Genomic DNA, 20319 nt, shown 5'->3' with positions numbered 1-20319 from the left:
GCCTTCCGGCGCGCTGGCGGCGTGGCCGGATACCCACGAGGTGCGCTATGAGCCAGCCACGCAAGCTCCTGTTCCTGACCCACCCCGAGCAGCACGATTCCCCCGGCCTGCAACGCGCGCTCGCCCTGGCATCGGCCTGCAATGCGGCCTTGCACGTGCTCGTCTACGTGGGGCCCTTCGCGACCTTCCTGCTGGACCGCAAGGTCATGGAGCAGGCCCGGGAAAGCCTGGTGCAGGCGCAGCGTAAAACCTGGGAAGGCGAATGCGCGGCCCTGCGCGGGCGGGGGCTGGAGGTCACGGCCTCGGTAGTGGCGGCGGACAACCTGCGCGAGGAGATGCTCCAGGACATCCGCGAGCTGCAGCCTGACATGGTGATCAAGGACGTGCGGCACGAACCGGCGCTCAAGCGTTCCTTCGTCACCCCGCTGGACTGGCACCTGCTGCGGGAGTGCCCGGCGCCCCTGCTGCTGGTCAACGACATCCGCCAGCCGATGCCGCGCAAGATAGTTGCCGCGGTGGACCCGTCCGACCCGCAGACCCAACTCAGCGACATCAACGACAGGATCATCGCGGCCGCCAACGGCCTGGCCCTGCAATGCGACGCGGAGCTGCACCTGCTGTTCGTCTACGACTGCATGCCGGCCTACATGGCCAACGGCGGCGAGGGCGGCGTGGCCTGGGTCGACCTGGTCGAGGAGATGCGCGGCGCGCTGCACAAGCCCTTCGTCGCCCTGGCGGACAAGTACGGCGTGCCCGAGGAGCGCCGCCACTTCCTGATGGGCACGGCGGTGCGCGGCATCGCCAACTTCGTCCAGCAGAACGCCATCGACGTGACCGTGATGGGCCGCATCCACCGCAGGGCCGTGGACAGGCTGATCGGCAGCACCACCGAGCACCTGATCGAGCATGTGCAGGGCAGCGTGCTGGCGCTGCAGCCGGGCGAGCAGGGCGCCTAGCGCAGCAGTTCGGCCACCCGCAGCGCCGTGGCTTTCGCCGACTGCGGGTTCTGGCCGGTCACCAGGCGGCCATCCACCACCACCTTGGGCACGAACGGCAGCAGGGCCTTTTCGTAGCGCGCGCCGCGCTGCTTCATTTGCTCTTCGGCGTTGTAGGGCATCTTCTTCGCCACGCCGGCGAGGATTTCCTCGCGCCAGGAGAAGCCGGTGAGCCTGCGCCCCGCCACCAGCAGGCTGCCGTCCGACAGCGTTGTGTTCAGCAGGCCGCAGTAGCCGTGGCAGACCGACGCGACTATGCCCCCGCGTTCGTAGATGGCACGGGTGAGGCGCTGCAGGCCGGCGTCGTCCGGGAAGTCCCACATCACCGCGTGCCCGCCGGTGAAGTAGATGGCATCGAAGTCCGCCGGGTCGATGTCCCCGGGCTTGGCGGTGTTGGCGAGCAGCGCCCGGTGGGCGTCGTCGGCCAGCCAGGCCTTGGCCGAGGCATCCCGGTTCGGCCATTTGAGCGAGCGCGGCTCCAGCGGCGTGACACCGCCCTTGGGGCTGACGATCCGCTGCACGTAGCCCTTGGCGGCGAACAGGTCGTAGGCATGGGTCAGCTCCGACAGCCACAGGCCGGTGGGGTCGGCCGGGTCGGCGTAGTGCGCGACGTTGCTGACGACGTGGAGAATGCGCTTGCTCATTTGCCCTTCCTTCCCGGAGGTTGACCTTGCCGGCCTGTATCGGCGGCGTGGGGGAACTCTAAGCTTGAATATAACTTTAAGGTCAAGGGTTCCGGGGATGGGGAATGAAGGGGCTGATCTGGCCACCAGCGCCGGGGCAGGGTAAAAGAGCGGGTTCATTGCCGCAGGATGCCCATGCCTTGAAACGCGCAAGCCCATTGCTGATCGCCACGCTACTGGCCGCCGCCGGCCAGGCGGGGGCCATGGACGGGAAAGGCAACTCGTCCGACCACTTCACCGTCGCCACCAGCCTGGGCAGCGCGGCGCTCAGCGAGTCCACCAGCCAGCCGCTGCGGACCTACCGGGCCGCCCGCGACGATGCCCTGGCGTACATCGCCTCCGACGGGCGCATCCATGGCGCGCAGTTGGAACAGGCGCTGCGCTTCTACCGGCAGGCGCATCCGCAGTCCGGCCTGAGCGACATGCAGCTGGCCCGGGCCATCGCCAGCCTGGGCTGAGCCCTGCTCGCCGGGGCGCGGGGCCGGCGAGGTCCGCATTGTGGAAATGCACGGCATTGAAATAAAATGAGACGCTTTCTCATTTTCACTCTTTTGGCGTTCCCGCCAAGGATGCCCGCGCATGTTTTCCGCTTCGTCCCACGCTTCGCCGGTCGTCGCGCTGGAGCGCCTGTATGGCGACCACCACGGCTGGCTGTTCGGCTGGCTGCGCCAGCGCCTGGGCAATGCCCCGGACGCGGCGGACATCGCCCATGACACCTACCTGCGCATCCTCAGCTCCGGGCGCACGCCGCCGCTGGCCGATTCGCGGCGCTACCTGGTGCAGGTGGCCAAGGGCCTGGTCATCGACCTGTGGCGCCGCCAGGACGTGGAGCGGGCCTACCGCGAGGCCATCGCGCACCTGCCCGAGGCGCAGGTGCCGGCGCCGGAAACCCACTGGCTGATCGTCGAGTCGCTGCTGCGCATCGACGCGATGCTGGACGGCCTGCCGCGCCAGACGCGCGAGGTGTTCCTGCTGGCGCAATTCCACGAGCTCACCCTGCAGCAGATCGCCGAGCGCACCGGCATGGCGCTGATCACCGTGCGCCGGCACATCCACAAGGCGCTGGTGGCCTGCATGACGGCCTGCGAGCCATGAGCCGCGGGGAGGCCCGCGCCGCGCCGGCGGCCAGGCTGCTGGAGGAGGCCGCCGAGTGGGTCATGACGCTGCGCTTCGACGCCCCCGGCGAGGCGCAGTGGCAGGCCTTCGAGCGCTGGCGCGGGCAGAGCGACGCGCACCGCGAGGCCTGGGCGCGCGCCGAGCGGGTATTCGGCACCTTCGACGCAGTGCCCACGGAGCTGGGCCGCCAGGCGCTGCATGGCCTGGAAGGGCTCAAGGGCCTGAGCCGCCGCCGTGCGCTGCGTCTGCTGAGCGCGCTGTTGATGGCCGCGCCGGCCGGCTGGCTAGTGGCGCGCAGCGCCCCCTGGGACAGCTGGATGGCTGACGCCAGCACCGCCACCGGCGAGCGCAAGGCGCTGACGCTGGCCGATGGCAGCCGGGTGGTGCTCAACACCGTGTCGGCGCTGGATGTCCACTTCGACTCTACGGCGCGCCGCCTGCGCCTGCGCACCGGCGAGGTGCTGGTGACCACCCATGCCGACCCGCTGGCGCCGCGGCGGCCGTTCCTGGTCGCTGCGCAGCAGGGCGTGGTCGAGGCGCTGGGCACGCGCTTCAGCGTGCGCCAGCTGGGCGAGCAGTGCCAGGTTGCGGTGTTCGAGCACCAGGTGGAGATCCGCCCGCACGCTGGTGCGGCAATGCGCCTTTCCGCCGGCCAGCAGGCCTGGTTCGATGCCCGCGGCGTGCTGCGCAGCGCGCCGGTGGACGACAGCGCCGCGCTCTGGGAGCAGGGCATGCTGGTGGCCCGCGACCAGCCGCTGGCGGAGGTGCTGGCGGAGCTGGCGCGCTACCGCCACGGCCTGCTGCGCTGCGACCCCGAGGTGGCCGGGCTGCGCGTTTCCGGCGCGCTGTCGGTGGCGGACACGGACCAAGCGCTGAACGCCCTGGAGCTGACGCTGCCGGTGCGGGTGTCACGCCTGAGCCGCTACTGGGTGACGGTTTCGGCCCGCTAGCGAAAAAATTTCGCGCCCCCCCCTGAGCACTTTTTCCATCTCGTCCGGGATAGAGGGTGAACACGCCTCATGGGGAGGGGTGGGCAGCCCGCGCGAGGCGCGGCTTGAAGGATGGCAAAGCACATGGCTTCGAAGCACCGACGGCATTCCGGCACTCGTCGATTCACCCACCTGGCCCTGGCGGCGGCGATCCATGGCGTGGCCCTGGGCTGCGCCGGGCTGGCCCTGGCCCCATCCGTGGCCATGGCCGCCGAGGCCGCGCGCGACTATGCCATCGGCGCCGGCGCCCTGAGCGACGTGCTGGCCCGCTTCGCCGCCAGTGCCGGCGTGCAACTGGTGCTCGACCCGGCCAGGCTCGCCGGGCGCAACAGCCCGGGCCTGAAGGGCCGCTACACGCTCGAGCAGGGCTTCCAGCAACTGCTGCGCGGCAGCGGCCTGCAACTGGTGCAGCGCGGCGCGGGCATCTACGCCCTGCAGGACGCCGGCAGCGCCCTGCAGATGCCGGCCGAAACCGTAGTCGGCAAGGGCGGCGATACCCTGGCCATGTCCGCGACCGTGATCCAGGCGAACGCCAACGGCGCCGGCACCCCCACCGGCTACCAGCAACTGAGCGACAGCAGCACCACGCGCCTGGGCCTGACGCCGCGGGAAACGCCCCAGGGCGTCACCACGCTGTCGCGCCAGCAGCTGGACGACTTCAACATGAACAGCGTGAAGGACGCGCTGCGCAGCGCGCCCTCGGTGACGGTGGAGCAGTACGAGACCGACCGCACCAACTTCACCTCGCGCGGCTTCGACATCAACAACTTCGAGTACGATGGCATCGGCTCGCCGTTCAGCGCCGGCCTGCTCAGCGGCGACCTGGACCTGGCCGAGTACGAGCAGGTGGACATCCTGCACGGCGCCAATGGCCTGATGAGCGGCACCGGCAACCCCTCGGCCACCGTCAACTTCATCCGCAAGCGCCCGACCTACACGCCGCAGGCGCAGGTGAAGCTGTCGGTGGGCTCCTGGGGCACCCGCCGCATCGACCTCGACGCCTCCGGCCCGCTGACCGACTCGGGCAAGGTGCGCGGCCGCTTCATCTACGCCAACGAGACCGGCAATTCCTACCTGGACCGCTACTCCCACGAGAAGAACGTGCTCAGCGGCATGCTGGCCTTCGACCTCACCGAGGCGGACACCCTGACGGTCGGCTTCTCCGACAACAAGAGCAACTCCAACGGCAGCAGCTGGGGCGCGCTGCCGCTGACCGACCAGGCCGGCAACCTGATCCACTACAGCCGCCGCGGCGCCAACATCGGCCAGGACTGGACCTACTGGGACGTGCACACCCAGCGCGCCTTCGTCGAGCTGGCCCACGACTTCGGCGGCGGCTGGAAGGGCAAGCTCAACGTCACCGGCGTGGACCAGAGCCAGCAGGCCGACATGTACTACCTGATGGCCAACGACGCCGACACGCCCTGGCTGGCCGACCCCAGCCACAGCCACTCCGGCGAGAAGCAGCTGCTGGGCGAGGCCCAGCTGAGCGGCCCGTTCAGCCTCGGCGGGCGCCAGCACGAGCTGACCCTGGGCGTGGACTACGGCCGCTCGCGGCACAGCGACCGCGGCTACTACAACAACGAAGACGAGTTCATGGACGCCGACCTGGGCCAGACCCTGAGCGGCGCGGTGCCCAGGCCGAGCCTGACCTACACCAACGACACCATCGAGATGGCGCGCTTCACCGACCGGCAGAAGAGCGTCTACGCCGGCACGCGACTGAACCTCACCGACCAGCTGCACTGGATCCTCGGCGCGCGCATGCTCAGCGTCGACAGCGACGGCACCGACTACGGCAGCGCCCGCGACGTGCGCATCCACGGCGAGGTGACGCCCTACACTGGCGTGGTCTACGACCTCGACGAGCAGTATTCGCTGTACGCCAGCTACACCAAGATCTTCAACCCGCAGTACGTGATGGACGCCCAGGGCAAGGTGCTCGACCCGCTGGAGGGCAAGAGCTACGAGGCCGGCCTCAAGGGCAGCCTGCTCGACGACCAGTTGAGCGTGTCGGCCGCGCTGTTCAAGACCGACCAGCGCAACGTCGCCGAGGCCACCGACCAGAGCCTGCCCGGCGGCGAGACCATCTACAACGGCGAGGACTTCAAGAGCCGCGGCGCGGAGCTGGAAGCCAGCGGCCAGCTGGCCCCCGGCCTGCAACTGCAGGGTGGCTACACCTACGTGCACATCGAGGACCCGGACGGCCACAAGGCGCGCCAGTACGTGCCCCGGCACAGCCTGCGCAGCAGCCTGACCTACCAGTTGCCCGGCCTGCCCCAGGCCAAGGTCGGCACCCGGGTGAGCTGGCAGAGCGCGATCCAGCTCGACGACGACAGCCGTGTGCGGCAGAACGCCTATGCGCTGGTGGATTTGATGGGGAACTACGACATCGACAAGCACTGGAGTGCGTCGTTGAACCTGAACAACCTGACCAATCGCAAGTACCTGATGAGCTTGTATAGCGGTGGGTCCGGTTTCTATGGGCCGTCGCGCAATGTGACGGCTTCGGTGAGTTATAACTTCTGAGGTTGGGGTTTTGTGGGGGAGGGGCTGCCCGTGCCACTGGGGCGTCCGGCGTGGCCTACGGCCCGTGTTTCCCTGGAACCATAGGAGCAACTGTCTTGCCGACTGCACCGAGGCGCTTTTCGTAGGATGGGTTGAGCCTTGGCGAAACCCATGCTGCCGCGGCGATGGGTATCGCTTCGCTCAACACCATCCTACGTGGCGTCATATTTGTCGGAAGGCGTAGGAGCGGACTCCGTCCGCGATTGGACTCTCCGGTCACGCCGGACATCCCGGTGGCACGGCCAACGGCGGATAACCGAGTCGCCCTACGAACCTCCCGGCTGACGCCGTGTTATCCACCCACGCCGAACGGCCCCCTCTCCCTCCGGGAGAGGGCTGGGGTGAGGGGCTCTTGACCCCCACATCGCCAGCCACCCCCAAGCCGCTGTATCCCAATGTATCCAACTCACCCCTCCGCAAGGCACGCATACAAACCCAACCCCCCTCCGATACGCCACCGATACATGGCGCGGGCCAAATGGCCACACCCGGACGCGACACCCGGCGGGCTTCGAAAGCCAGCCCCTCGCGCATCCCGGTTCGACCAAGCCCCTTGAACCGCGCCCCAAGCGCCCAGCATCGGAGAAACACCCATGTCCCGTAACCCGATCCAGACCAAGACCCGCATCGGCCTGCTCGCCATCGCCCTGGTGGGCGGCGCCAACCTGGCCACCTCGGCCTTCGCCGTCGAGGCGCTGCCCCAGGGCTACCAGCTCGCCGCCGCCGACAAGGCCGGGGAGGGCAAGTGTGGCGAAGGCAAGTGCGGCGCCAGCAAGGCTAAGGTCACCCAGGCCGAAGGCAAGTGCGGGGAGGGCAAGTGCGGCGACGCTTCCTTCACGCGCACCGACAGCGACCACGACGGCAAGGTCTCGCGCGATGAGTTCCTGGCCGTGGCCAAGGACCGCGCCGGCGACTTCGACAGGATCGACGCCGACCACGATGGCTTCATCTCCGAAGCCGAGGCCTACCAGCACCTGAAGAACGTCTTCGAATCCAACGGCAAGCCGATGCCGGCCGGGCTGTTCGCCAGGTTCCAGGGCGACCGCCACTAAGCCGGACGCGCCACCCAGCCCTCCCTGCCGGGAGGGCATTCCTCCTCCGCGGAGCCTTGCCATGAATGCCCATTCCCTATTGCGCGGGGCCGGCCTCGGCCTGCGTCGTGCGCTGCTGCCCGAGCTGCTGGCGATGCCTGCCGCAGCCGTGGACTTCCTCGAATGCGCGCCGGACAACTGGATCGGCGTCGGCGGTGCCTACGGCGACGGCCTGGCGCAGCTCGCCGAACGCTTCCCGCTGGCCTGCCACGGCCTGTCGCTATCCCTCGGCGGCCCCGGGCCGCTGGACCTGGAACTGCTGCGGCGCACCCGGCAATTCCTCGACCGCCATCGCGTCGGCCTGTTCAGCGAGCACCTGAGCTACTGCTCCGACGACGGCCAGCTCTACGACCTGCTGCCGCTGCCCTTCACCGACGAGGCGGTGCGCCACGTCGCCGCGCGCATCCGCCAGGCCCAGGACGTGCTGGGGCGGCGCATTGCGGTGGAGAACATTTCCTACTACGCCGCGCCCTACCAGGCGCTTAGCGAGATCGAGTTCCTGCGGGCCGTGCTGGCGGAAGCCGACTGCGACCTGCTGCTGGACGTCAACAACCTGGTGGTCAACGCCTGCAACCACGGCTACGACGCCGCAGATTTCCTCGCCCGGGTGCCCGCCGAGCGGGTGGCCTGCATCCATGTGGCGGGGCACTACGACGAGGCGCCGGACCTGAAGATCGACACCCACGGCGCCAGCGTGCAACCACCAGTGTGGAGCCTGCTGGAGCAGGCCTATGCGCACTGCGGCCTAGTGCCGACGCTACTGGAGCGCGACTTCAACCTCCCGCCGCTGGCCGAGCTGCTGGCGGAAGTGGAGCACATCCGCACCCTGCAACGGGCCGCCACAGCGCGGGAGGTGCGCCATGGCTGAGACCCTGCGCGAGCAGCAATTGCAATTGGCCCGGCACATCCGCGACCCACAGCGCAACGCGCCGCCGCCGGGCATCGAGGCACGGCGCCTGGCCGTGTACCGCCAGTTGTTCCTGGGCAACGTGCAGTCGCTGCTGGCCGGCAGCTTCCCGGTGCTGCGCGCCAGCCTGGCCGAGGCCCAGTGGCAGGCGCTGACGGAAGCCTTCTATGCCGACTACCGCTGCCAGACGCCGCTGTTCACCGAGTTGGCCGGCGAGTTCGTCGCCTTCCTCGAACAGGGCGGGATAGACGCGCCAGCCTGGGCTGCCGAGCTGGCGCACTACGAATGGGTGGAGACCGCACTGTTGCTCAGCGACAGCCAGGAGCCGGCCCACGATCCCCAGGGCAACCTGCTGCACGGCGTGCCGCTGCTGTCGTCCCTGGCCTGGCCGCTGGCCTACGCCTGGCCGGTGAGCGAACTGGGCCCAGGCCACCTGCCCGAGCAGCCGCCGGAGCAGCCGACCCTGCTATTGGCCCACCGCAGCGACGACCAGCAGGTGCATTTCGCCCGCCTGGCGCCGCTGGTCCATGCGCTGCTGGAGTCCGTGCGTGACCGCCAGCTGAGCGGCCGCGAGCACCTGCTGGCGCTGGCCGAGGCCATCGGCGCCGACCCCGAACCCATCCTGCGGCAGGGCCTGGCCCTGCTGCGCAGCCTTCACGCACAAGGCGTGGTGCTCGGCACGCGCAACCTGTGCGCCACCCACCGCCGACAGCCTTCCCCAGCCCCCAAGGAGACACCGCGATGACCGACATCCTGGACAGCATCCTCTACACCGCCCACACCCGTACCACCGGCGGCCGCGACGGCCGCGGCAGCTCCAGCGATGGCGAGCTGGACGTGCGCCTGAGCCCACCCGGCTCCGGCCGCCCCGGCAGCAACCCCGAGCAGCTGTTCGGCGTGGGCTGGTCCGCCTGCTTCATCGGCGCCCTGCGCCGCGCCGGGCAGAAACTGGAGATCCGCCTGCCGGCCGACGTGGCGGTGGCCGCCGACGTGACCCTGGGCACCACCGACAACGGCAGCGGCTTCGCCCTGGCGGCCAGGCTGACGGTGGAACTGCCGGGACTGCCTGCCGGGGACAAGGCGAAGCTGGTGGAGACGGCGCACCGGATCTGCCCGTATTCCCGGGCTACCCGGGGGAATATCGAGGTGACTTTCGAGGTTCCGTGATGGGGTGAGTCGATGATTAGGAAAGCCCGCGTGCCAAGTCAGGTGCGCGGGCTTTTTTCGTTTGGGGGAGGCGAGGGCTTGGAGATTGCTGGTGAAAGGTGTTTACCGTTGGCGAGGGCTTTTCGGATCGCCTCCGTTCCCTCACCCCAGCCCTCTCCCAGGGGGAGAGGGGGCCGTCCTGAGTGGCCGGAGGATTCGGAGTCATCCTGATACGTCGCGGTCGCGAGCAAGCTCGCTCCTACGCCTTCTGGAAGCCCGCAGGGCGGCGGTAAAGGACAGCGCCGAGCTTCCAAAGCGCACGGGACAGCCCCCTCTCCCTTTGGGAGAGGGTTGGGGTGAGGGAGCAGGGTCAAGCCAAGACACCTGCGCAACAGGTGACAGCTGTTCGCGAGCAGGAACTGGGCGCCCCCCCGCTCCTACACAAAAGAAAACCCGCCATGCGGCGGGTTCGTCAGTGCTGTGCGGCAGCCTACGCAAACCGCCGCCGCAACCACGCATCCAGGCTCAACCGCCCGGCCCCCTTGAGCAGCAGCGGCAGCAGCGCCACCAGGTAGATCAACGGCAGCTTGTAGTTGCCATAGCCGTTATCGCTGATCGAATACCCCATGGCCAGTTCGCCCAGGCTGGACCAGTGCGCCGGCCAGTGCACGGCGGCGATGGCTACCAGCGTCAGCACCATCAGCACCGCCGAGGCGAAGCGGGTGCCCAGGCCCAGCAGCAGGAGCGCCGGGGCTATCAGTTCGGCCCACAGGGAGATTTGCCAGTCCAGGCTCACCGGCAGGCGGTCGAAGGGGAAGGGGAAGGCGTCGTGGATCTGTGCGAACCAGTTTTCGCCGTTCCACTTCTCCAGGCCGGATTCGAGGAATTCCCAGGCCAGGAACAGCCTCAGGGGGATGTCGGCGCTCCAGGCGCCGAGGCGGTCGAGGGGGCGCAGGGTGGTGGCGAGGGTGCTTTGCATGGCGGTGTCTCCTTGGGCCGGTTGGTCGGCGGGTGGAGCCATGCTGGCAAGGCGGCTTGTCCCGGATGTGTCCCGCCGGGGGCCGCCTTGTATCGGCTTGTACGCTCGCTCAGGCCGGGAGCGGCAGTTCCAGTTGCGCGCACAGGCCGCCTCCGTCGCGGTTGGCCAGGGTCAGGCGGCCGCCCAGGGCCTGGCTCAGCTGGTGGGCGATGGCCAGGCCCAGGCCGGTGCCGCCGGTGCTGCGGTTGCGCGAGCTTTCCACGCGGTAGAAGGGTTTGAGGACTTCTTCCAGTTCTTCCTCGGCGATGCCCGGGCCGCGGTCGAGCACGCGGATACACAGCTTGCCGTCCTCGCGGTCCACTTCCAGCTGCGCGGCGCCGGAGAATTTCACGGCGTTGTCCAGCAGGTTGCCCAGCACCCGGCGCAGGGCGTGGGGGCGGGTTTCCAGGGGCACGCCGGCGCGGCCTTGCAGGCTGACCTGCTGGCCGGCGTCCTGGTAGTCGAGCACCAGGCTGTCGAGGAAGGCGTCGAGGTCGACGCGGCGCTGCGCCTCGCTGGCGCCGTCCATGCTGCGGGCGTAGGCCACGCCTTCGCGGACCAGGTGCTGCATTTCTTCCAGGTCGCTCCACAGGCGCTCGCTTTCCGGCGACGGCTCCATCTGCTCGACGCGTAGTTTCATGCGCGTGATGGGCGTCTGCAGGTCGTGGGAGATGGCCGCCAGCAACTGCATGCGCTCCTTCAGGTAGTCGCCGATGCGGCCTTGCAGGGCGTTGAAGGCGCGGGCGGCGTAGGCCACTTCGTTGGGGCCGTTCTCGTCCAGCGGCGCGGCCGGGGTGTCCGGGTCGAGATGGTCGACGGCCTGGGCCAGGCGCGTCAGCGGGCGGATCGCGGTGCGCACCGCCAGCCAGGTGCAGACCAGCAGCACGGCCAGCTGCAGCATCAGCACCACCGGCAGCCAGCGCGCCACCGCCGCCACCCCGCGCGGGGTGACGTCTATGGTCAGCGGCCTGCCGTCGGCCAGGCGCAGGTGCGCCTGGAAGTGCGCGGCCGGGCCGGGGAGGGTTTCGAAGCGCAGGGCGTAGCGCGAGCCGATGGCGCTCTCGATGCTGCTTGCGGCCATGGGCGCCCGGGCCATGTCCATGGCCTGGCCGGGTTCGCCTTCGTCCAGGCGGTAGCGGTAGTTGGGGCGGTCGACCATGGGCAGCCACTGCTCGCGCTCGTTCGCCGGCAAGCGGTCGAGCAGGGCCACGGCGGTGCTCACGTCGCTTTCCAGGTTGCCGAGCATCATGCTCCGCGCGCTGACGTAGCGTTCGTAGAACTGCGAGCTGAAGGACAGGCCGTAGGCCAGCACCAGCCCGGTGAGGAAGATCAGCGCCAGGCGCGCTGCCAGGGTGCGGGGCATGGCGGTCACTCGGCGGGTTCGATGAGCTGCACCGGCAGCGAGAAGACGTAGCCTTCGTTGCGTACCGTCTTGATGCAGTCCGGCTCGCGGGCGTCGTCGCGCAGGCGCTGGCGCAGGCGGCTGACCAGCAGGTCGATGGAGCGGTCGAAGACGTCCGCCTCGCGGCCCTGGGTCAGGTTCAGCAGTTGCTCGCGGCTGAGCACCCGCTGCGGGTGGTCGAGGAACACCCGCAGCAGGCGGTACTCGGCGCCGCTCAGGGCGACCAGGGTGCCTTCGGCATCCAGCAGGTGGCGCGCGCTGGTGTCCAGGCGCCAGGGGCCGAAGCCGATCAGCCGGCTGCTCTCGGTGATCGACAGGTTCGGCGGCAGCATGCGCGTGCGCCGCAGCACGGCGTTGATCCGCGCCAGCAGCTCGCGGGCGGAGAAGGGCTTGGTCAGGTAGTCGTCGGCGCCCATTTCCAGGCCGATGATGCGGTCGGTCTCGTCGTTGCGCGCGGTGAGCATCAGCACCGGGGTGGCCTTGTGCTTGCCCACGCGCAGCTCGCGGCACAGCTTCAGGCCGTCGTCGCCGGGCATCATGATGTCCAGCACTATCAGGTCCACGGCGTTGCCGTCGAGGAAGGCGCGCATCTGCCGGCCGTCCGCGGCCAGGCTGACGCGCAGGCCGCTCTTCTTCAGGTAGTTGCCGACCAGCTCGCGGATCTCGCGGTCGTCGTCGACGATCAGGACGTGATCGACATGTTCCATGGTGGTTCCCCAATCGGTTCGTTCGTTGGGGCAAGTGTATAGAGCAAGGCGGTGCCTGCCCGCCAGGGTTTGTATACCAGTGTATCTATTCGCCGCGCCGATACCTGGGGCGGCATTCGCGGGCGGCGGCGGACACAGGCGGGATACCCGCGGCGGGTGAAATGGGCACCAAGCGGAAGGCACAAGGCCTCCGCGCCACGAACCCACACTGAGGACACCGCCATGAAAACCCTGACTCTTGCCGCCGCCCTGTTCGCCTTCGCCGCGCCCCTGGCCAGCTTCGCCGCCAGCGCTCCCGAGCCGGTGGAGCAGTACCACTACGGCCAGCAGCTGGACGTGAAGAAGGTCCTGGCCCTGCACGAAGACCCCGGCAGCTGCCAGGTGGTGCAGGCGCGCATGGACTACCTGGACTCCAACGGCCAGCCCCACAGCCTGGCCTACCAGAAGTTCTCCAGCGACTGCAACGAAGGCGGTTGATGCACGCCGCCCCGGCCAGGGATGGCCCTGCCGCTCCAGCCCCTTTCAAAAGGAGATTCCCATGCTGATCATCGCCTTTCTCGGCGGGGTGCTGACCCTGCTCAGCCCCTGCATCCTTCCCGTATTGCCGTTGTTGCTGCAGCGCGCCGGCGGGCCGGCCTGGTCGCCGCTGCTGACCCTGGCGGGCCTGGCCAGCGGCTTCGCCGTGCTGGCCAGCCTGGCGGCGGTGTCCAGCGCCTGGGTGGTGGAGGCCAGCGAGGTCGGCCGCTACCTGGCCCTGGGGCTGCTCGGGCTGTCCGCCCTGGCGCTGCTGTCGCCACGCTTCGGCACCTGGATTTCGCGGCCCTGGGCCTGGCTCGGCGACCGCCTGCACGGCCAGGCCCGTGGCCTGCCGCCGGCGCTGTCCGCCTGGCTGCTGGGCTTCGCCGCCGGCCTGCTGTGGGCGCCCTGCGCCGGGCCCATTCTCGGGCTGATCCTCTCCGGGGCCATGCTCCAGGGGCCCAATGCGTCCACCAGCCTGCTGCTGTTCGCCTACGGGCTGGGCAGCGCCGTCGCCCTGGGCGCCGCGCTGTTCCTCGGTCGCGGCCTGTACCAGCGCCTGCGCCCGTCGCTGGGTGCGCTGGAGTGGCTGCGTCGCGGGGCAGGGGCCCTGGCCCTGCTGGCGGTGGTGGTCATCGGCAGCGGCGCCAGCGCGCAGCTGGTGGGTTCCGGCGCCTCGCGCACCCTGGCCGTGCTGGAGCACAAAGTTCTGGATGGTGTGCCCAAGCTGCTCGACAAACTGATGCCCAGTGCCAGCGCCGCCGACCTGGCCGACCTGGGCGCCATGCCCAGCCTGGACGGCGCCGTGCAGTGGCTCAACAGCGCGCCGCTGACCAGCGAAGCGTTGCGCGGCAAGGTGGTGCTGGTGGACTTCTGGACCTACGACTGCATCAACTGCCAGCACACCCTGCCGTATGTCAACCAGTGGGCGAAGCGGTATGCCGACCAGGGCCTGGTGGTGATCGGCGTGCACACCCCGGAGTATCCCTACGAACGCATCCCAGCGAACGTGGCGAAGGCCGTGGCGCGCAACGACATCCACTACCCGGTGGCGCTGGACAACCAGTACCGCATCTGGAACGCCTTCGCCAACCAGTACTGGCCGGCGCACTACTTCATCGATGCCAAGGGCCACGTGCGCTACCAGCACGTGGGCGAAGGCGATTACCAGGGGCAGGAGGCGATCATCCGCCAACTCCTCAAGGAGCGCGGGCAGCCGGCGGGCTGAACAGCGGCGGGGCGGTCATGGGGCCGCCCCGCGCTGTCGTGTTGGGGCCTCAGTGCGGCGCGCGGCGGATGGTCTTGAGCAGGTCTTCCGGGCTGATCTGGCCGACCACCTGGCTGACCGCGCTGCCCGGCTGCGGCAGGTCGAGGATGTGGCCCTTCATCTTGCCGATCACGTGCATCTCGCAGGGTTTGCAGTCGAACTTCAGCGTCAGCACCTCGTCGCCGTGCACCAGCTGCATGGGCGCGACCTTGGTGCGCACGCCGGTGACGCCCTTGGCCTGCTTCGGGCACAGGTTGAAGGAGAAGCGCAGGCAGTGCTTGGTGATCATCACCGGCACCTCGCCGGCTTCCTCGTGGGCCTCGTAGGCCGCGTCGATCAGCTGTACGCCGTGGCGGTGGTAGAACTCGCGGGCCTTGTGGTTGTACACGTTGGCCAGGAACGACAGGTGCGCCTCGGGGTACACCGGCGGCGGGTTCGTCTCGGCCTTGCGGCTGCCGCGCGGGTGGGCGGCGACGCGGGCGGCGGTGAGCGCCTCGATGGCCTCGCGGCGCAGGGCCTTGAGCTGCGAGTTGGGGATGAAGAATGCCTGCGGCGCATCCAGCTCGATGCGCTCGGCGTGGTACTGGGTAGTGCCCAGCTGGCCGAGCAGGTCGTGCAGTTGCTCCAGGGCCTGTTCCGGCTTGTTGGCCACGCCGAAGGGGCCGTCCAGGGCGACGCTGACGCTCACGCCTTCCTCGCTGGTGGCGGTCAGCTCCAGGCGTTCCTCGCGCAGGCGGGCCTGCCAGTCCAGGCCCACGCGGCGCTCGGCGGAGGTCTTGAGCAGGGCCTGCTGCCAGTTGTGGTCGAGGTTGCGCGACAGCGGGTGGTTGGGGCGCAGACGGTACAGGCCCTCGGGCATTTCGTTGGGCTCGACGCGGTAGCGGTAGCGCTTCTCGCCGTCTTCCTCGAATTCACCCTTCGGCTCGGCGATGTTGGCGCGGAAGCCCACCACCTCGCGCTTGACCAGCACGTTGAGGCCGTCGCCGTTGGACAGCGGCTGCTCGGTGGCGACGATCAGGTCGCGCTTGCCGACCTTTTCCACCACACCCACCGGCAGGCCGGTGAAGGTCGGCGAGTCGAAGGCGCCGATGTCCACCTTGCGCTCGTTGACGAAGTAGTCGGTGCTGCCGCGGTGGAAGGTCTTGTCCGGGTCGGGCAGGAAGAAGTGCTCGGTGCGGCCGCTGGAGGCGCGGGCCAGGTCCGGGCGCTCGGCGAGGATGCCGTCCAGGCGCTGGCGGTAGTAGGCGGTGATGTTCTTCACATAGCCCATGTCCTTGTAGCGCCCTTCGATCTTGAAGGAGCGCACGCCGGCGTCGACCAGGGCGCTGAGGTTGGCGCTCTGGTTGTTGTCCTTCATCGACAGCAGGTGTTTCTCGAAGGCCACCACGCGGCCCTGGTCGTCCTTCAGTGTGTAGGGCAGGCGGCAGGCCTGGGAGCAGTCGCCGCGGTTGGCGCTGCGCCCGGTCTGCGCGTGGGAGATGTTGCACTGGCCGGAGAAGGCCACGCAGAGCGCGCCGTGGATGAAGAACTCGATGGCCGCGTCGGTTTCGTCGGCGATGGCGCGGATTTCCTTCAGGTTCAGCTCGCGGGCCAGCACCAGCTGGGAGAAGCCGGCCTGGTCGAGGAACTTGGCCCGGCCCAGGGTGCGGATGTCGGTCTGGGTACTGGCGTGCAGTTCGATTGGCGGGATGTCCAGGTCGAGCACGCCCAGGTCCTGCACGATCAGCGCGTCGACGCCGGCGTCGTAGAGCTGGTGGATCAGCGCGCGGGCCGGCTCCAGCTCGTCGTCGTGGAGGATGGTGTTGATGGTGACGAAGATGCGCGCGCGGTAGCGGTGGGCGAATTCCACCAGCCGGGCGATGTCGCTCACCTCGTTGCAGGCGTTGTGCCGGGCGCCGAAGCTCGGGCCGCCGATGTACACGGCATCGGCTCCATGCAGGATGGCCTCGCGGGCGATGCTCGCATCGCGGGCAGGGCTGAGCAGTTCCAGATGGTTCTTGGGCAGGGACATGGTTTCTTCTTCATCAGGCGTGACACGGCAAGGCGCGCATTGTAGCGGCGAAACGCCGGCGCGGCACCCGTGCGCTGCCCGATGGCGGCGCCGTCCGGCGGGGTGCCGGGCGGCGCCGCGGCGGCATCAGGCCTTGGCGGCCAGCGCGGTGACTTCCACGCGCATGCCTTCCACCGCCAGGGCGGCCACGCCGACGGCGGCGCGCACCGGCCAGGGCTTGGCGAAGAAGCGCTGGTAGACCTCGTTGAAGGCGGCGCGGTCGGCCATGTCGGTGAGGTAGATGGTCAGGTGCAGCACGCGCTCCATGGAGCTGCCGGCGCGTTCCAGGGCGCTTTTCAGCGCGCGCAGGGTGCACTCGCTCTGCTCGACGATGCCGCCCAGCTCCAGGCTGCCGTCCTCGCGGGTGGGGATCTGGGTAGAGACCAGCAGGCCGCCGAAGCCGGCGACGTCGGAAGAGATCGACTGCGGGTCGGCGTCGGGGAGGAAGCTGAGGTCGTTGTTCGCCATGGGGGCCTCTTTCTGCGGGTGGGACGAGGGGCGGCAGCTTACCCGCCGGGGCCGGTGGCGTCATCCGCGCGGGACCGCACATCGGGCAACGCCGGGGCCGGGACGTAGGGCGCATAACGCCTACGGCGTTATCCGCCGTTTGGCCTTGATTCCCGGCGGCGCCGGGGCCGACCTTGGCGTCGATCGTGGCCTCGGTGTAGCGGCGGATAACCGCGAACGGTTATTCGCCCTACGTCCAGGTCAGCGGTAGAAGGCCGAGGGCGCCACGCCGAACTGTCGGCGGAAGGCAGCGGCGAAGGCGCTCTGGCTGTCGTAGCCGTGCTGCAGCGCCACTTCCAGCACCGGCAGGCCCTGGGCCAGGGCTTCCAGGGAGAGCAGCAGGCGCGCCTGCTGGCGCCAGCGGCCGAAGGTGATGCCGGTGCTGCGCTGGAAGCGGCGGTGGAAGGTCTTCGGGCTCATCGCCAGTTGCTCGGCCCAGTGCTCGGCGCTGCTGCCCTGCGCCGGGTTTTCCGCCAGGGCGCGGCAGACCCGGGCGATGCGCTCGTCGTCCGGCCAGGGCAGGTGGAAGGGCAGCACCGGCAGGCTGCGCAGTTCGTCGAGCAGGAAGCGCATCAGGCGGCCGTCGCGGCTGTCGCTTGCGTAGCGCCCGGGCACCTGGGTGGCGGCCTGGATGAGTTCGCGCAGCAGCGGCGACACGTCGATCACGCAGTCGCCGACCGGCAGGCCGTCGATGGCGTCGGGGTTGACGAACAGGCTGCGCACCCGCGTCACGCCGCGCATGCGTAGCGAGTGTTCGACGCCCGCCTGCAGCCAGACGCCGCGGGTCGGCGGCGTCACCCAGCGCCCCGCCGGGGTCTCCACCACCAGCACGCCCTCGATGGCGTAGATCAGCTGCGCCCGCGGGTGGCTGTGGGGCGGCACCACGTGGCCGCTTGGGTAGTCGATGGCGACGCCGGTGACCGGCATCTCCAGGGATTCGTAGGGCAGGCTGGCGTGGTCGACCATGGGGCGCGTCCGTTGCGGGGGAAGGGCGAGCTTAGCGCAGGATGACCCTTTCGCGACAACGATGGACCCTTTGGCGCGAGTTGGACGGCTGCGCCCCGCCTATGCTGGGCCCGAACACCCGTTCGAGGCCAGACCATGCAAGCGAACCCACAAACCAAGTACCGCCCGTTCCCCGCCATCGACCTGCCCAACCGCCGCTGGCCGTCGCAGACCATCGTCCAGGCTCCGGTGTGGCTGTCCACCGACCTGCGCGACGGCAACCAGGCGCTGTTCGAACCCATGAACCGCGAGCGCAAGCTGCGCCTGTTCGCCGAACTGGTGCGGCTGGGCTTCAAGGAGATCGAGGTGGGCTTCCCGGCCGCCTCGCGCACCGACTTCGCGATCATCCGCCAACTGATCGACGAGGGCGGCATCCCCGACGACGTCACGCCCATGGTGATGACCCAGCTGCGCGAAGACCTGATCGACGAGACCGTGCGCGCCGTGGCCGGCGCGCGGCGGGTGATCGTGCACCTGTACAACGCCATCGCCCCGGTGTGGCGGCGCGTGGTGTTCGGCCTTTCGGTGGACGAGGTGGAGCAACTGGTGGTGCGCCACGTGCAACTGCTGAAGGAGAAGGTGGCGGCGCACCCGCAGACCGAATGGGTGCTGCAGTACTCGCCGGAGACCTTCTGCATGGCCGAGCTGGAGGTGTCGCTGCGCATGTGCAATGCCGCCATCCGCACCTGGGACGCCGGTCCCGGAAGGCCGATCATCGTCAACCTGCCGACCACCGTGGAAGTGGCCACGCCCAACGTCTTCGCCGACCAGATCGAGTGGATGCACCAGCGCCTGGAACACCGCGAGCACGTGGTGCTGTCGGTGCACCCGCACAACGACCGCGGCACCGGCGTGGCCTGCGCCGAGCAGGCGCTGCTGGCCGGCGCGCAGCGGGTGGAGGGCTGCCTGTTCGGCAACGGCGAGCGCAGCGGCAACCTCGACCTGGTGACCCTGGCGCTGAACCTCTACACCCAGGGCATCCACCCGGGCCTGGATTTCAGTGATATCGCCGGCGTGGCGCGGGTGGCCGAGGCCTGCACGGGGTTGCCGATCCACCCACGGCATCCCTATGTCGGCGACCTGGTGTTCACCGCCTTCTCCGGCTCGCACCAGGACGCCATCGCCAAGGGCTTCGCCGCCCAGGCCGCGGATGGCTTCTGGGAAGTGCCCTACCTGCCGATCGACCCCCGGGACCTGGGGCGTACCTACGACAGCATCGTGCGGGTCAACAGCCAGTCGGGCAAGGGCGGCATCGCCTACCTGCTGCAGCGCGACCATGGCGTGGTGATGCCGAGGCGGATGCAGGTGGAGTTCAGCGCCATCGTGCAGCGCCAGGCTGACAGCAGCGAGACCGAGCTGAGCAGCGAGGCGCTGTGGCAACTGTTCGCCCAGACCTACCTGGCCCCGGCGCGGCCCGGCGGCGCCCTGGCCTACGTCGGCCACCGGCTGTTCGAGGCCGAGGGCGGGCAGGGCATAGTGCTGGAGGTGGAACTGGCCGACGGCCGCCGCCGACAGTTGCAGGGCGTGGGCAACGGCCCGATCGACGCCGCCGTGGCGGCCCTGGGCCTGCCGATCCGCATCGACGGCTACGAGGAACGCAGCCTCGGCGGCGGCGCCGACGCCCAGGCCCTGGCGCTGGTGGAAGTGGCCTGGCCGGGCGAGCCGGGCACGCGCTTCGGCGCCGGTTGCCATGCCAACATCGTCAGCGCGTCGATTCAAGCTGTGCTTTGTGCGGTGTCGCGCTTTGCTGGGGGACGTGTAGTGCCTGGTGGCTTTTTGTAGGAGCGAGGGGGACGCCTAGTTCTTGCTCGCGAACGGGGTGGCTGTGGTGTTGGGTTCAGGAGCACCCTCTCCCCGGCCCTCTCCCTGAAGGGAGAGGGGGCTTGTCCGTGCCGAGAGAGGTGATGGTTCAGCCGGAAACTTTCGGTGCTGCCGGCTAACTCCAGAACACCCAAGCGCTCCGAACGGTCCCCTCTCCCTTCAGGGAGAGGGTTAGGGAGAGGGAGCAGAGTTAACCGAGTGCACTGAAATCACCAGTGAAGCCGGTTCACTAGCAAGCTCGCTCCTACGAAAGCCCGCCGCCCACTAAAGCGGAAAAGGCCGCAACCGCCCCCGCGCACCATCCATGGCAAGGGCACCCAGCACCAGCCGGCTCACGCTTTCAGCCACCGCCCGGTAGTCCGCCTCCGCCGGCCGGGCCTTGCCGGTGATCAGCGAGGCCTGCCAGCCGAAGTGGGTATGCGCCTGGGTGGCCGACCAGAGGAACAGCAGCAGGTGCTGCGGGTCGGCCGCGGCGATCAGGCCGCGCTCCATCCAGCTGCGCAGGCAGGCGAGGCCTTGTCCCCTGGACCT

Annotated in this window: 20 protein-coding genes; 12 read left to right on the top strand and 8 right to left on the bottom strand. The window is 69.3% G+C overall.

Annotated features, from left to right (window positions below):
• The first annotated feature begins 47 nt into the window (after positions 1 to 47).
• On the top strand, positions 48 to 956 hold the full coding sequence (locus RN02_RS11085) for a universal stress protein (protein WP_043314531.1): 909 nt from the start codon (positions 48 to 50) through the stop codon (positions 954 to 956).
• On the opposite strand, the gene RN02_RS11080 is transcribed toward RN02_RS11085, so the two are convergent.
• Complete coding sequence (locus RN02_RS11080; protein ID WP_043314530.1) at positions 953 to 1639, bottom strand: type 1 glutamine amidotransferase domain-containing protein; 687 nt, start codon at positions 1637 to 1639, stop codon at positions 953 to 955. The genes RN02_RS11085 and RN02_RS11080 overlap by 4 nt on opposite strands.
• Positions 1640 to 1818: 179 nt before the next feature.
• On the opposite strand from RN02_RS11080, the gene RN02_RS11075 reads away from it, so the two are divergent.
• The 8 genes from RN02_RS11075 (at position 1819) to RN02_RS11040 (ending at position 9516) form a co-directional block, all read left to right on the top strand.
• Positions 1819 to 2136 (top strand): DUF2388 domain-containing protein, encoded by a 318-nt coding sequence (locus RN02_RS11075; protein ID WP_043314553.1) that lies wholly within the window; start codon positions 1819 to 1821, stop codon positions 2134 to 2136.
• A gap of 121 nt (positions 2137 to 2257) precedes the next feature.
• Positions 2258 to 2773, top strand: coding sequence for a sigma-70 family RNA polymerase sigma factor (locus tag RN02_RS11070; protein ID WP_043314529.1), 516 nt, complete (start codon positions 2258 to 2260; stop codon positions 2771 to 2773).
• On the top strand, positions 2770 to 3744 hold the full coding sequence (locus RN02_RS11065) for a FecR domain-containing protein (RefSeq protein ID WP_009622367.1): 975 nt from the start codon (positions 2770 to 2772) through the stop codon (positions 3742 to 3744). Before RN02_RS11070 ends, RN02_RS11065 begins: the two co-directional genes overlap by 4 nt.
• Before the next feature lie 123 nt (positions 3745 to 3867).
• Positions 3868 to 6312 carry a TonB-dependent siderophore receptor gene (locus RN02_RS11060; protein WP_043314527.1) on the top strand — a complete coding sequence of 815 codons (2445 nt, stop codon included), beginning with the start codon at positions 3868 to 3870 and terminating at the stop codon, positions 6310 to 6312.
• A gap of 632 nt (positions 6313 to 6944) precedes the next feature.
• The gene (locus RN02_RS11055) at positions 6945 to 7403 is read left to right on the top strand and encodes an HvfA family oxazolone/thioamide-modified RiPP metallophore (RefSeq protein ID WP_043314526.1); all 459 of its coding nucleotides are present in this window, start codon (positions 6945 to 6947) and stop codon (positions 7401 to 7403) included.
• Between the two features lie 61 nt (positions 7404 to 7464).
• Positions 7465 to 8310, top strand: a complete 846-nt coding sequence (locus tag RN02_RS11050) for an HvfB family MNIO-type RiPP peptide maturase (protein WP_043314525.1) — start codon at positions 7465 to 7467, stop codon at positions 8308 to 8310.
• Positions 8303 to 9094 (top strand): HvfC family RiPP maturation protein, encoded by a 792-nt coding sequence (locus tag RN02_RS11045; RefSeq protein ID WP_043314524.1) that lies wholly within the window; start codon positions 8303 to 8305, stop codon positions 9092 to 9094. Before RN02_RS11050 ends, RN02_RS11045 begins: the two co-directional genes overlap by 8 nt.
• Positions 9091 to 9516, top strand: coding sequence for an organic hydroperoxide resistance protein (locus RN02_RS11040; protein WP_043314523.1), 426 nt, complete (start codon positions 9091 to 9093; stop codon positions 9514 to 9516). The genes RN02_RS11045 and RN02_RS11040 overlap by 4 nt, the downstream gene beginning before the upstream one ends.
• A 469-nt stretch (positions 9517 to 9985) precedes the next feature.
• Here the strand turns inward: RN02_RS11040 and RN02_RS11035 are convergent, their stop codons facing one another.
• The 3 genes from RN02_RS11035 to RN02_RS11025 form a co-directional block, all read right to left on the bottom strand.
• Positions 9986 to 10474, bottom strand: a complete 489-nt coding sequence (locus tag RN02_RS11035) for an HvfX family Cu-binding RiPP maturation protein (protein ID WP_043314522.1) — start codon at positions 10472 to 10474, stop codon at positions 9986 to 9988.
• Positions 10475 to 10583: 109 nt separating this feature from the next.
• Entirely contained in the window at positions 10584 to 11876 is a 1293-nt protein-coding gene (locus RN02_RS11030) for a sensor histidine kinase (RefSeq protein WP_043314552.1), read from the bottom strand.
• A 5-nt stretch (positions 11877 to 11881) separates the two neighbouring features.
• Entirely contained in the window at positions 11882 to 12622 is a 741-nt protein-coding gene (locus RN02_RS11025) for a response regulator (protein ID WP_043314521.1), read from the bottom strand.
• A gap of 222 nt (positions 12623 to 12844) precedes the next feature.
• On the opposite strand from RN02_RS11025, the gene RN02_RS11020 reads away from it, so the two are divergent.
• Together RN02_RS11020 and RN02_RS11015 are read left to right on the top strand one after the other, a co-directional pair.
• The gene (locus RN02_RS11020; RefSeq protein ID WP_043314519.1) at positions 12845 to 13099 is read left to right on the top strand and encodes a DUF2790 domain-containing protein; all 255 of its coding nucleotides are present in this window, start codon (positions 12845 to 12847) and stop codon (positions 13097 to 13099) included.
• A 61-nt stretch (positions 13100 to 13160) separates the two neighbouring features.
• Positions 13161 to 14366, top strand: a complete 1206-nt coding sequence (locus RN02_RS11015) for a cytochrome c biogenesis protein DipZ (RefSeq protein WP_043271679.1) — start codon at positions 13161 to 13163, stop codon at positions 14364 to 14366.
• 49 nt (positions 14367 to 14415) lie between these two features.
• Here RN02_RS11015 and RN02_RS11010 read toward each other — a convergent pair whose 3' ends face one another.
• From RN02_RS11010 to RN02_RS11000, 3 genes are all read right to left on the bottom strand, one after another.
• Entirely contained in the window at positions 14416 to 16416 is a 2001-nt protein-coding gene (locus RN02_RS11010; protein ID WP_043314517.1) for a peptidase U32 family protein, read from the bottom strand.
• Positions 16417 to 16542: 126 nt separating this feature from the next.
• Entirely contained in the window at positions 16543 to 16923 is a 381-nt protein-coding gene (locus tag RN02_RS11005; protein WP_043271675.1) for a RidA family protein, read from the bottom strand.
• A gap of 240 nt (positions 16924 to 17163) precedes the next feature.
• Positions 17164 to 17928: an AraC family transcriptional regulator gene (locus RN02_RS11000; protein WP_043271673.1), complete on the bottom strand. Its 765-nt coding sequence runs from the start codon at positions 17926 to 17928 to the stop codon at positions 17164 to 17166.
• A gap of 135 nt (positions 17929 to 18063) precedes the next feature.
• Between RN02_RS11000 and RN02_RS10995 the strand changes: the two genes are divergently transcribed.
• Positions 18064 to 19749, top strand: coding sequence for a 2-isopropylmalate synthase (locus RN02_RS10995; protein WP_043314516.1), 1686 nt, complete (start codon positions 18064 to 18066; stop codon positions 19747 to 19749).
• A gap of 303 nt (positions 19750 to 20052) precedes the next feature.
• On the opposite strand, the gene RN02_RS10990 is transcribed toward RN02_RS10995, so the two are convergent.
• Positions 20053 to 20292, bottom strand: coding sequence for a TetR family transcriptional regulator C-terminal domain-containing protein (locus tag RN02_RS10990; RefSeq protein WP_268872059.1), 240 nt, complete (start codon positions 20290 to 20292; stop codon positions 20053 to 20055).
• Positions 20293 to 20319 lie beyond the last annotated feature (27 nt).

Origin of the sequence: Pseudomonas sp. PI1 (genome assembly GCF_000812405.1) — a bacterium.
Lineage (GTDB): Bacteria > Pseudomonadota > Gammaproteobacteria > Pseudomonadales > Pseudomonadaceae > Pseudomonas > Pseudomonas citronellolis.
This window is presented reverse-complemented; position numbering and strand designations above follow the sequence as displayed.

Bases quoted from the DNA above. Each gene is read 5' to 3' on its own strand.
- RN02_RS11085 (WP_043314531.1), top strand. From the start codon at position 48: ATGAGCCAGCCACGCAAGCTCCTGTTCCTGACCCACCCCGAGCAGCAC.
- RN02_RS11080 (WP_043314530.1), bottom strand. From the start codon at position 1,639: ATGAGCAAGCGCATTCTCCACGTCGTCAGCAACGTCGCGCACTACGCC.
- RN02_RS11070 (WP_043314529.1), top strand. From the start codon at position 2,258: ATGTTTTCCGCTTCGTCCCACGCTTCGCCGGTCGTCGCGCTGGAGCGC.
- RN02_RS11065 (WP_009622367.1), top strand. From the start codon at position 2,770: ATGAGCCGCGGGGAGGCCCGCGCCGCGCCGGCGGCCAGGCTGCTGGAG.
- RN02_RS11060 (WP_043314527.1), top strand. From the start codon at position 3,868: ATGGCTTCGAAGCACCGACGGCATTCCGGCACTCGTCGATTCACCCAC.
- RN02_RS11055 (WP_043314526.1), top strand. From the start codon at position 6,945: ATGTCCCGTAACCCGATCCAGACCAAGACCCGCATCGGCCTGCTCGCC.
- RN02_RS11050 (WP_043314525.1), top strand. From the start codon at position 7,465: ATGAATGCCCATTCCCTATTGCGCGGGGCCGGCCTCGGCCTGCGTCGT.
- RN02_RS11045 (WP_043314524.1), top strand. From the start codon at position 8,303: ATGGCTGAGACCCTGCGCGAGCAGCAATTGCAATTGGCCCGGCACATC.
- RN02_RS11040 (WP_043314523.1), top strand. From the start codon at position 9,091: ATGACCGACATCCTGGACAGCATCCTCTACACCGCCCACACCCGTACC.
- RN02_RS11035 (WP_043314522.1), bottom strand. From the start codon at position 10,474: ATGCAAAGCACCCTCGCCACCACCCTGCGCCCCCTCGACCGCCTCGGC.
- RN02_RS11030 (WP_043314552.1), bottom strand. From the start codon at position 11,876: ATGCCCCGCACCCTGGCAGCGCGCCTGGCGCTGATCTTCCTCACCGGG.
- RN02_RS11025 (WP_043314521.1), bottom strand. From the start codon at position 12,622: ATGGAACATGTCGATCACGTCCTGATCGTCGACGACGACCGCGAGATC.
- RN02_RS11020 (WP_043314519.1), top strand. From the start codon at position 12,845: ATGAAAACCCTGACTCTTGCCGCCGCCCTGTTCGCCTTCGCCGCGCCC.
- RN02_RS11015 (WP_043271679.1), top strand. From the start codon at position 13,161: ATGCTGATCATCGCCTTTCTCGGCGGGGTGCTGACCCTGCTCAGCCCC.
- RN02_RS11010 (WP_043314517.1), bottom strand. From the start codon at position 16,416: ATGTCCCTGCCCAAGAACCATCTGGAACTGCTCAGCCCTGCCCGCGAT.
- RN02_RS11005 (WP_043271675.1), bottom strand. From the start codon at position 16,923: ATGGCGAACAACGACCTCAGCTTCCTCCCCGACGCCGACCCGCAGTCG.
- RN02_RS11000 (WP_043271673.1), bottom strand. From the start codon at position 17,928: ATGGTCGACCACGCCAGCCTGCCCTACGAATCCCTGGAGATGCCGGTC.
- RN02_RS10995 (WP_043314516.1), top strand. From the start codon at position 18,064: ATGCAAGCGAACCCACAAACCAAGTACCGCCCGTTCCCCGCCATCGAC.